The sequence below is a fragment of the Candidatus Profftia tarda genome, from assembly GCF_904848675.1.
In the GTDB taxonomy this organism is placed as follows: Bacteria; Pseudomonadota; Gammaproteobacteria; order Enterobacterales; family Enterobacteriaceae; genus Profftia; species Profftia tarda.
In genome coordinates this window covers 24,073-37,002 of record NZ_LR890047.1, presented here as the reverse complement: position 1 = coordinate 37,002, position 12,930 = coordinate 24,073, and the positions used below count along the sequence as shown (strand labels likewise).

Here is a 12,930-nt window from a genome sequence, read left to right as displayed (position 1 = left end):
TAATATATATAAATTTCTAAAAATATTTTATTAATCATTATTAGATTTAATCAGTTACCCTATTACAGAATAACCAACATGATAAGACGACCTTCTGTAACAAAAATATATCTTTTTATCTTGTGCTCTTATTTATTATACATGCCAATAAGCTATGCAAAATATAAAGAAGTAATTAAATTATAAACCATGAAGGAAATGAATCATAATGTATGCATCTATGATGACAGTTGAATCTTATTATCTATTTAATAGATAGATGTTAGACTTAACTGAAGATAACTCTATATGCAGGGTGATATAATATATTATAAGCAATATTAATTTCCTATCATTTATTTTATTATGGCAGTAGTATTTTCAATCAAGTAAATATAGCATAACTTATTACTCTATATACCAGTTATTCAGAATAAAAATTATGAACTTTCTTAAAAGATTATTATCAAATTTATTAAAGTTGATATTAATTTAATTAATAGAGTGATTTCATCACGTTACGTAACGTGTATTTTATATACAATTACATCCACAGAAAAACTCTTGAGTACTTAGGAGATACAAATTTAATAAATACATGTAATTTTTTGATAAAAATTAATATTTTTATTTTCTGGTGCAAGGATAAATTAGGATCTAATATTAAAGATATAATTTTTTTAACAAGATCTTCCCGTAAGTGATCCGTTGATTATACCATTGAAATAAATAAAATTCTTTTATATATGTTGATTATCAGATGGTTCTTGAGTCTGTATAGGTTCTAAAAATGAGCTCATATTTCAAAAAATACATAATATTTCTATTATTACTCAAACTGTTAACAGGATGTGCATTACAAAAAACACGTCAAGGAAAACAGTTTATAGATGGAAAAATTAAAAATCCTTTAAAACTTGTTAGTAAACCTAATATAAAAGGAAAATTAGTCAATCAAAAAGATTTTTCTGACCAAATTATCGAAATAAAACGTGCTGCGCCTTTGCTTTATAAGAAAAATTACAAAGTTTTTAAAGCGGTTAATAAATGGCTCAAAGATGGAGCACATATAGTTGATATTCCCTATTTCGGATTTAAAATATACCAAATGGCTGGTACCGATAATTTTGGTAACGTACAATTTACAAGCTACTATACACCAGTCACACATGCTCGTTACACTCGTCAAGGAAAGTTTCAATATCCATTTTATCGTATGCCTTATCATAAAAGTCAAAAACATCACTTGCCAAATCGTGCTGAAATATATGCAGGTATATTAGAGAATCATAACCTAGTGCTTGGCTATAGCAACTCGCTATTAGATAATTTTATTATGGAAATACAAGGAAGTGGATATGTGGATTACGGAGATGGTCGCCCATTGACTTTTTTGAGGTATGCTGGGGAAAATGGTTACGCTTATCGCAGTATTGGTAAAATCATGACGGACCTTGGTTACATCTTACCTGAGCGAATATCGATGAAGACCATTCGCAAATGGGCTGACCGACATAATGCAGATGAAGTGCGTGCATTACTAGAACATAACCCTTCTTTTATATTCTTTAATCCCCAAATGTATCCTGTAGTAAAAGGTGCAAGCGGTGTACCTTTGATAGCTAACTCCGCTCTAGCTTGTGACCGTTCTCTAATCCCAGAAGGATCTACTTTGCTAGTGGAATTGCCTTTATTGAATGATCGAGGAAATTTTATGAACCATTATGAAATTCGCCTCATGGCAGCTCTAGATGTAGGTGGCGCTATCAAAGGACAACACTGCGATATCTATCAAGGAATTGGGGGTAAAGCTGGGCAAAAAGCTGGTTTCTATAACCACTACGGTCGTGTCTGGCTTTTAAAAATGCCTGAGAAGACTATCTGTAAACTTATAACCGGATCTCCTAAAAAAAATTAATATAGAAATATTTAGTTATGATCTCTTATAGATATTTTAATCATTTTTGCAGCCAGTTTATAATTTAATCTAGAGTATTAAGCAATTAATATTGCTAATATATTTGCGTGATCTATCATAGATAGATCAACAAAACTTATAAGCATATGAGATCAAGAAGTATGTAGTGTGAACTGCTGTCATATTAAAGAAATTTATTCAAAGAGATCTAAATTAACTACTTTATGACTTTAAATAAAAGAAATAGATTATTAAAAATTTTTTACCCATTTTATTGATAATAAAAATACAGTATTCACCAATGAATACACTCTTGATTAAGATAATTTATCTTCTAAAAAGTTATTCTAGTAGAAAAACTTTTTAGAAGAAATATCAATAAAAACTATCATATTTATGCAATATCCAGCTCATTCATATAATATTTGGAGTCATGTCTAAGAAAACATATAAATTTTATTACATGAATAACTGATCTAATTTTACTGGTAAAAGATATTATCTGTGATGGCATTCAAAATATTAAAAAATGATAACGCATGCAATATAAAATAGCAGAGAAATATTGCTATAATTTACAGATGTAAATGATATAATTAAAATCAATTACTTATATTTATATAGATATTAAAAATATAAAAATATCGAATATTATTTAGTAAGATAAAGTTTATAGGAAAACTAAGCAAAATTTAAAGCAGAAGCAACTACAATTAATTTATGTTAATTCATCTAATGATAAACAAAATTTAGATAAAATAATACATGAAATATAATATAATCTTATTATCAACTAATACTAAATTATGCTAAAATATAATAAATGCTCTTCTTGCTGTTTTAACAATTAGAAGAGATATATTATTTATATGTTTAATATATAATTTATCAAAATGATATATATAATATTTTGATAAGTGCAGCATTATTAGTAAAGTTATTAACATATCTCAACACTATTGAATAGTGTTCTAGAGAAATAATAGAAACATTTGTAGATCTAATAATATCAGCATATTTATATACTTTTATAAAAATGAAATCATACCTTATCGCTTTATAAGGTCCACACAACTCTGAAAATTACATAAAGTAATTTTTCTGTATTTAGGCTATATTATAATATTAAGAACTATTACTGTCTGAAGAGCTTCCTCGATGCAGGAAGATCTTCAGACAGTAATAGAATGTCGATATCTCTCAAGGTTGAATAATTATGACAAGATATGCTCCAACTATTATGCGGTTATATGTTTTTTCTTCTAACGTAATACAGGAATATAAAAAGTGATACGACTACTGATGAACATGATTATAAAATTCTCCTGATGATAAGGTCAATACGAATTCTGCTTACTCTTTTTATTAATTTACGTACTTTTTTAGGATACTGATAAATAGTATCAATATCATAATAGCTTCTTATAATATCTGTGTTAGTCTGAATATATCCCCTTTCTTTCTGAAACTGATTATCCAACTGATGTTTAGGATCGTGGATAAGAACTGCATTTTCTAAATCAAGAAGCCATGCGCGCGGGTTTAGGTTACTACCTGTAATCAACTGCCATTCATGATCAACCCATATACCTTTAACATGAAAGGTATGCTGATCGCATTTCCAAATGCGCACAATAAGTTGCCCGTTATCTATAAAGCGTTGTAGGCGCATAATAAAATGGCGCAAGTTCATTTCGTAAAAATATGGAAGTGTGCCAATAATATTAAATGGTTCACTCTCCGGAATATAAAAATCATTTGCCTTCTTATCCCCTACAATAATTTCGACCTGCTTGTTTTGTCTCAATAAAAAAATAATATTACGCACTAAAAGTGATGGCATATTAAAATAAGGAGTACATAACGTAACTTTATCTACTGCGCTACGCATTAAATTGTGAATGGTTTTATTTAGTAAGCTGTGTCTACCTAGCCCAGTAATAGGTGTTAACGCTAACTCATTATTACTTGCTAAAGATGGAACAGTGTATGCGCAAGAGCGCAAGATATGCCTAAATTGGCGTATTTTATGGCGTATTTTAGAGCTTTTAGGACGATCTTTGCGATCTAGTCGATGGACAGCAGGATTAGTGAGTAGCTTATCTTCAATATAAATAGACATGGAATTTGCTAAAAAAGCATTCTCTATAAAATGATAGCGATCATATCGATACTGTGTATGGCGATGCAAATAAACATCATTCAGACTAGCGCCACTATAAATAACACTATTATCAACAATGAATCCTTTGACATGAAAAACACCCAGAGCTTCACGAGTATTAACTGGAATTCCATAGATAGGCACTGAAATGTTGGGATATTGTTCCGCTATAAAACAATACCAATCAGAATTAGTTTTGCTACATCCAGCTCCAATGCGGCCACGTTGTGCGCGATGCCAATCCACAAGAACGGATATCTTTAAATCAGGACACTGTCTCTTTGCAAGATATAGTGCATTAAGAATATCTCGCCCGCCATCATCATTTTCTAGAAATAAGGCAGTTATGTAAATACGGCTAGAAGCATGTAGGATGGCATTTATTAAAGCTATACGAAAATCTTCTGGGGAAAATAGGGTATTGAGACCCTCTACTTTCTGAGGAAGTTTTGGCAATTGTTCAAGATACTGTTTATGTTGAATGGTTTTTAATTTATACAAAATCACATTACACTTCTTCTCTGATTATGATTTAGTAAAAATCATATATACATTTATATTAAACCAGAACCTATGCTTGATCTGTTTGTTTATTGATATAGTATCATAAAAAGTTGTATATATTTATAGTATATTATACTTTCTGTTATTTCATTCCGATATAGAGAGTCAAGTATATACTCAGTATATAATAGCAAAGATTAAAAAGAATTACAATAATGACTCAACAGCATTTTATGGTCATACGTAATACCTCATCAATAAAACGGAAATAAATTTTCTAGATGATACTTAATATTATCAAATACAATATATGTAATATTATACTATCTGATAATACTTTTTACTATAAAGTATGGATAGGTATAAGCATTATGCATATAAATATAATATGCAGATACTGCATCATCTATAAACCTCAACTATTTTATTGTTAAATTTTAACGCAATTAACAAAAGGGTTCTATATTTTAGAGAAAATTATAGATATTGATAAATATTAAATATTTCACTTGAGTGATTCCTAGAAGGATGATAAACAGAAAATTATTTTTGTTTAATATAAATATAAGACTGCAAAACATCCGAGAATAAATTGCATGGATAAAAATGCTAATATATTAATGTTATTGCATTGATTATACTAGATTATAGCAAGATCTCATGAGAAAATGATACTTGATTGTATGAAGATATGGTTAAACATTCTTAGTTATATCATGACTTATAACACAGTCTTATAATTTCAATTATATTTATGTTTATAATGTTACTAAAATTTTTTTAGGATAAGCAGGCATATTGCATAATTTATTATTTAATATGCCTCTAATATATCTTTTTATAACCTATGTATTTTAATGTAAAAATTATAATATTTTTTATAACTTGTTAAAATATTATGTATATAATATAAATATAAGATCCAAATATATGGATATATAGTATAATATATTTAGATATGTATATAAAATATAATTATTAAGCAAAAAATCTAAAATTTAGGATTTTATTTCTAATCATAAATAAGGTATTTGACTAAGCAAATAAATTTTGCATTAATCTTCATCATATTTATGTTCAATTAAATATATACATTTTGCTAAATAGCATTACACTAATATAGTAAAGTATATGCTGTTAACATCAGCATTAAATAACGTTTGAGGACATATTTGATTAGACAAATCACAGTTATAAACAAAATAGGTATAATTAATCGCACGGCTAAAAAATTAATTTTTAATACAATAAATTTCACAATATCTAATCCAGCATTTTAGTATGAATACTATAACAACTTTTAGATCTTTATATCATAAAAGATACTTTGTAATTGCTAATAATATATCTTATAAAAAGATCTTTTGCTTGAATATAATTGTATAATTATTCAATTATTTAGATCTATTTTGAGCGAAAGAGAGATAAAAACTGATCAGGTATTTATAAGAATGCAGAAAAAGTTAAAAACTTTAAGTTATAATTATTCAGCAATGATTATAATTAAAATGATTAATAAATTTTATCAATAAAATATAACTAATTTCATACTCATGTGATGAGCGCGTTAAATACGTACCAAATCATTGCCAGAACCAATCCATTTGTAAGTAGTTAAAGCGTCTAATCCCATTGGACCACGGGCATGTAATTTTTGTGTACTCACAGCAATTTCTGCACCAAGACCAAACTGACCTCCATCAGTAAAGCGGGTACTAGCATTCACATAGACAGCAGAAGAATCAACCTCACGGACAAAACGATTAGCGTTTTTAGTGTTCCTTGTTAATATAGCATCAGAATGATGACTACCATAGTGACGAATATGTTTAATAGCATCATCCAGCCCGTCCACAACCATAACATTTAGGTCCAGAGATAGCCATTCTTGATCAAGATCAGCATCTTTGAGAGGGATGTGCACCGCAGGACCTTGACTTAATATTGGCAATGATCGTGGACATCCATGTAAAGAAACTTCCATTTTATGCATACATAAGCTTAATTCTTGCAGGAAATAGTTAGCATCATGCTGATGGACTAATAACGTCTCGACCGTATTACACATACTAGGATGTTGAGCTTTAGCATTGACAATAATCTTAAGAGCCTGCTCGCAATCCATGCCTTCATCAAGATATATGTGACAAACACCGATACCGCCAGTAATAACCGGAATAGTAGATTGTTCGCGACATAATTTATGTAATCCAGCACCACCACGCGGAATCAGTATGTCAATATAACGATCTAATTTAAGTAATGCACCGACAAGATCTCGAGAAGTGCTTGTAATAGCTTGCACAGCGTCTCTTGACAAACCTTCTTTATCCAAGGATTTATGAATAATCTTTATAAGAGCCTTATTTGTGTAATAAGCTTCCTTACCACCACGAAGAATTACTGCATTACCCGTTTTAAAACATAATACCGCAGAATTAATAGTTACATTAGGACGAGATTCATAAATTATGGCTACTACTCCCAACGGTACACAGCGACACTCGAGATGCAACCCACTGTTTAAGATCCTACTATGTATTAATTTACCTACAGGATCCTCTAGCCCGCAAATCTGGCGTACATCGTTAGCAATATTTAATAAACTCTCTGGAGAAAGCGCTAAACGTTTTAGCATATCTTTAGCGATTTTATTTTTAAATGCTTCTTGGATATCTAAATTATTAGCCTCTAGAATTAATCTACTATCTTTGTCAAGATAATGAGCAATCCATGATAATACATTATTTTTGCGTTCTGAGCTAAGAATGGCGAGATCGTAAGAGATATTTGTAGCATTTTGACCTATTTTTTCTAACATATTAGCCTTCCTTTATTATGTCATGACTATCCGCAGTTAAGATACAATTATTATAATGAAAATTTCAAATTAGCTGATTGATTTTAATCATTTAGGCCATCTTGATTATAATATAAACTTCATGCGTTTTTAATAAGCACATTCAGAAACTACCAAAACATAGATGTACATTGCGTAATCATAGAAGTTAATTCTTTATTATATGAGTACAGGAGCACATTGATTTATTTTATTATAATATTGATAACGAAATTTAGAATAACTCTGCTGTAAAGTATAAGAAGCGTAAAAGAGTGTTAACACTTTAAAGTTTTTATATTTTTTTTATCGCATGGAAATAGGTACCAACTGAAACATTGTTAATAACATCTTTTATCACGTCCGGTTTACTACCTGCTGCAATAATGACATCTATACCATTACGACATGCAATATCAGCAGCCTGCAATTTTGTGGTCATACCGCCAGTACCTAATACTGATATAGTATTACCTGCAATGCTACGTAAATTATCATCAATCCTCTTCACTTCTTGTATCAGTTCAGCATTTGTATGCTTTCTTGGATCAGCAGTCAATAAGCCATCCTGATCGGTTAATAACAATAATTTATGAGCCTTTGCTAAAATTGCTACAAACGCAGAAAGATTGTCATTATCACCAACTTTAATTTCAGCAGTAGCAATAGCATCATTTTCATTTATAATAGGAATAATACGATTTTTCATTAATGCATATAGAGTATCATGAGCATTACGAAAGCTCTCACCGTTTTCTAAATCCGCACGAGTTAGCAGCATTTGCCCGATATGGATACCATGAAAAGAAAATAATTCTTTCCATAATTTAATTAAAACAATTTGTCCTACAGAAGCTAACAATTGTTTAGAAGATATTATTTGAGGCAATTTTGGATATCCTAGGTCTTGGCGTCCAGCAGCAATAGCACCGGAACTTACAATAACAATGCGATGTCCAGCCGAGTGCTGTTGAGCAAATTGACTCACTAACTTCACCATATTAGAACGATTAAGACAGCACGATCCTCCGGTTAATACACTGGTACCTAGTTTTACAACTAGGGTTTTGTTACTATTCATCTTTTTGCCGTTTATTGCTATTTATTATTTATTGATTACAAATATCATGATAGAAGTTCAGAATAATAGGATATACACCAAAATTATATTAATCAAAAATAAAAGAGATATTATTTAATTACATAAAGAGAAGATTTTTTTATTCCATATAAAATAGATCATTATAGGTTAGGAAATATCTTAGCACTACATAATTACTCACTGGTATTTTATAATACTTTCACACAAATAGTCAAAAATATCTCTTAAGAGGAGGCTAAAATGGCGGCAACCTATGGCTACAAAAATATTTGTATTACAGAATCATAATCAAATACATAATAGATATAAGCTTCTTTGCTTATATTTTTTATCAATAGATAAAATAGAAAAATTAATATAATCTTTTCTATATTTTATATAGTGCTTTTTAAATTTATTAAAAGCAATGATATTACTATAAATAATTATTATGCTAATCATTATGATTGATATTATTCACTACTTTCTTATATTAAATAAAAGACAGACTACCATGCAGATGGTTATGTTGATCTTATAGAAAATATAAAAAATCATATTATGCTATTAATTTTCCTCTAATAATCTTATTATATAAATATGCAAAATATTGTAATAGATAGAATTTACTATTTTCAAAAATTAGGATAATTATTTTGGTACATAAACTAACAATGAAAAATATTATTTATTTTAAAAATTTTAAAAATAAAATATAAAAAATATTTTTATATAAAATTTTTTATTAACAGTCATAGATAAGGAATCTTTATTTTAAAAATTAATTATAAAATAATACTAATACTAATACTAATACTAATACTAATACTAATACAGTATTAAAATACTTAATAACTTAAATATCATATTATTTTAATCTTAATTACATAATTATAAAATTAGTAAGTAACTTTATGATAACATCATATTTAATATATTTAATATTAAAATAATATGATATTTAAGTTATTATATAATATGGGATATTTATTGAATTAATTTTAATTTCAGTAGTTGAGATAGTTAGATAGCTACAATATAATAAGATAGTAGTAATAAAATAAGAATACCGAGTATATCCTGTTATGATAAAGTCTTAATGATATTCCTCGATGCACTAAAGATTTATGTGATGATGTCATTACATATAATTAAAATAATCTTAGATAAAATAAATAAACTTTGGATGAAGCGTATAAATATAAGAAAAACTCATTTTAACAGTAGATAATACTCGAATAACTGCTCAATACATGTTCATAACATATATTGTCGTGATGGGGGTTACTCACTGAACATGATAAGTGTTTTTATGCCAAAAATATTTAACGAGATTATGAAATCATTAATTTTCAAGCGCTGCTTTCTGTGCTTGTACTATTTCTTTCAGACTGGATCGAGCGATAGCTAGAAGTTGTATTAGTTGCTCCTGACTAAATGGGTCACCTTCTGCAGTACCTTGCAATTCAATGATACGACCATCTTCCATCATAACGATATTCATATCAGTTTCTGCAATAGAGTCTTCTGAATACTCCAGATCACATACAACCTGTCCATGTACAACCCCAACAGATACTGCGCCAACCATACACTTCATTGGGTTATCTTTTATTTTACCACGTACAACTAAGTAATTCAAGCAATCAGCTAATGCAACACAGGCTCCTGTAATAGATGCAGTGCGAGTTCCTCCATCTGCTTGAATCACATCACAATCTAGAGTAATTGTAAATTCACCCATTTTTCTCAAATCTACAGCAGCACGCAGAGAGCGAGCAATAAGGCGCTGTATCTCCATAGTACGGCCACTCTGTTTGCCCCTACTTGCCTCGCGGGTTATACGAATATGGGTAGAACGTGGTAACATTCCATATTCTGCATTTACCCAACCCTGTCGATGACTCCTTAAAAAGCGGGGCACTCCTTCTTCGACGGTAGCATTACACAATACTTTTGTGTAACCAAGCTCCACCAAGACTGAGCCTTCAGCATATTTAGTATAATTACGTGTTAATTTTAATGGACGCATTTGTTGTGCACTTCTTCCTGCTGGACGCATGATATTATCTCCAATAATGAAATTATCATTTAATAATACTGAAGATCATAAAAAATTAATTATAGTTGTAGAAATATTTAAATCCAAAAGAATTATAGATTATCTCCCACAAATATAGAACTTTATTATTTAATCACTCATATCTCATATCAATCAGATATCTAATAATGTATTATATCGATTAATGTATCAATACTAGAAAGAATATTTCTGTAACATAAGATGCTTAATATACTAGAATAAAAATTAGTATTAATTTTCAATTGCACAACGCAATTTTTTCATTGCATTCTTTTCAAGTTGACGAACGCGCTCCGCAGATACGCCGTATTGTTCAGCTAGGTCCTGAAGGGTTGACTTATTATTATCTTCTAGCCAGCGCGCATGGATGATATGTTTGCTACGTTCGTCCAGGGACTCCATCGCTACACTCAGCTGATCGGCAGTGTGGTTATCCCAGTTATCACCTTCTATATCATTAGCGAAATCAGAGAATTTATCCTGCAAGAATAAGGCCGGTGCCGTAGAAGAACTATCATCCTCATCGTTAAGTATATCAAAAGCCATATCCTGAGCAGACATGCGAGATTCCATTTCTCTTACATCTTGCTCGGAAACTCCAAGCTCACGAGCAACTAGTTCTACTTCATCTTGATTAAACCATCCCAAGCGCTGCTTTGTTTTACGCAAATTAAAAAAAAGCTTACGTTGTGCCTTAGTTGTAGCAACTTTTACAATACGCCAATTACGTAGCACATATTCATGTATTTCTGCTTTGATCCAATGAACAGCAAAAGATACAAGTCGAACGCCTATCTCTGGATTAAAACGGCGTACTGCTTTCATTAGACCAATATTGCCCTCCTGGATAAGATCAGCCTGTGGTAGGCCATATCCGGCATAGTTGCGCGCCACATGAACTACAAAGCGCAGGTGAGATAGGATGAGCTGTTTTGCTGCATCTAGATCAGCCGTGTAATGCAGTCGTTCGCCTAATTTTTTCTCTTCCTCCATTGTGAGCATAGGATAAGTGCTTACAGCACGCATATAGCCTTCCAGGCTACCTTGAGGAATTAATCTTATAGCTTGAATCTCTCTGGTCATTTCCATCCTCTCAATATTTTATATTGATAAGTATAGCGGGAATACCGCAACTATTCTATGAACATTGATTTATACATTTCAGAAATAAGATGCTGTACTTTTCAGTCATAAAATCACCCTTAACAATAAATATTCCCATATATAATCATATACAATTATGCATTAAAACTAATAATTTTAGGAAATAGATGAAAAATATGCCCTGTAAATACGTATTCTATTGACACATAATATTTCAAGCAGTCAAAAGAATAATAATAAAGATAATACTTTTATATTAAATTGATATATTATCAATCAGCAAAAATATTTTATGAATTGCAAAGATCAAAAAATATATATTATTTACATATTATTTTGCATAGAAGGTAAGAAATGAGCCCTAGAATGAAATAAAGGACACTCGAGCCACTCTATTAAATTTATTTAATAAGATATTGTATAAAGCAAAACAAGGGTAGGCATCATTATATGCCCTATAAACAAAATAATAAGCGGCAGTAAATACTTTATATCTTGAATATTGATCAAATTAATAATGTCTGCATAAAATTGAAACTATTAACTCATAAGGCATTCTTTTTAAGAACATAAAATACATTTTATCAATCATTATGTAGGCAAAAGTATACGTACGACATATAAAATTCATTAATATATTTTCGCGCTATTTTATTAAAAGATAAACTTCTAAGTCCTCTATCCTAAAATAGGATAATAACACCAGCTAATTACATCTTAGCTTGTATAAGATACTTCGAACACACTTGACTTAAAGAATATTAAGCTATTAAAATTATTCGCAAGATCAAAATTAAAATACTATATATTTTTATTTTCTTTAGCTAAAATGAACGAATATAAAAGTTTATCTGTCTTATTCTGCCTATTAAATAAAATGTCTAATAAGAGATTAGATTACTATATGGCAAGTATTATTTAATTCTTGCATAAGAAAGTTTAAATTTCCCAATTTTACTAGGATAGAAAATAAAAATCAATATTAGCAAAATTCATAATTGCTACTATAGCGTATAACTTTTTCTAAATAAACATATCAAATTATTCAAAACAGCTATCAGCATCGTAAGGTTGTACTATACAGTATACATAGACATTTGGTTAAAGCAAGTACATTAAAAATCTAAAATATTCTTATAAAGAAGTAATTTGCTACATCGATATCAAATAAAAACTATTAATACTTATCTCTATTAAATAACAGAAATACGAGGCATTATAGACGGTAAAAAAATATAAATAAGTCAATATCTTGATT

Annotated in this window: 5 protein-coding genes and 1 pseudogene; 1 reads left to right on the top strand and 5 read right to left on the bottom strand. The window is 29.5% G+C overall.

What is annotated here, in order from left to right:
* Positions 1-769 precede the first annotated feature (769 nt).
* Entirely contained in the window at positions 770-1,897 is a 1,128-nt protein-coding gene (mltA, locus tag KTT71_RS00085; RefSeq protein ID WP_216782464.1) for a murein transglycosylase A, read from the top strand.
* 1,312 nt (positions 1,898-3,209) lie between these two features.
* Here the strand turns inward: mltA and pssA are convergent.
* The 5 genes and pseudogenes from pssA to rpoH all read right to left on the bottom strand — a co-directional run bounded on the left by pssA (position 3,210) and on the right by rpoH (position 11,651).
* Positions 3,210-4,565, bottom strand: a complete 1,356-nt coding sequence (gene pssA / locus KTT71_RS00080) for a CDP-diacylglycerol--serine O-phosphatidyltransferase (protein ID WP_216782714.1) — start codon at positions 4,563-4,565, stop codon at positions 3,210-3,212.
* A 1,567-nt stretch (positions 4,566-6,132) separates the two neighbouring features.
* The gene (locus tag KTT71_RS00075) at positions 6,133-7,386 is read right to left on the bottom strand and encodes a glutamate-5-semialdehyde dehydrogenase (RefSeq protein ID WP_216782463.1); all 1,254 of its coding nucleotides are present in this window, start codon (positions 7,384-7,386) and stop codon (positions 6,133-6,135) included.
* Between the two features lie 322 nt (positions 7,387-7,708).
* Positions 7,709-8,485, bottom strand: a pseudogene (gene proB / locus KTT71_RS00070) (glutamate 5-kinase); the annotation flags it as partial.
* A 1,345-nt stretch (positions 8,486-9,830) separates the two neighbouring features.
* On the bottom strand, positions 9,831-10,547 hold the full coding sequence (rph, locus tag KTT71_RS00065; RefSeq protein WP_216782461.1) for a ribonuclease PH: 717 nt from the start codon (positions 10,545-10,547) through the stop codon (positions 9,831-9,833).
* A gap of 252 nt (positions 10,548-10,799) precedes the next feature.
* On the bottom strand, positions 10,800-11,651 hold the full coding sequence (rpoH, locus tag KTT71_RS00060) for an RNA polymerase sigma factor RpoH (protein WP_216782460.1): 852 nt from the start codon (positions 11,649-11,651) through the stop codon (positions 10,800-10,802).
* Positions 11,652-12,930 lie beyond the last annotated feature (1,279 nt).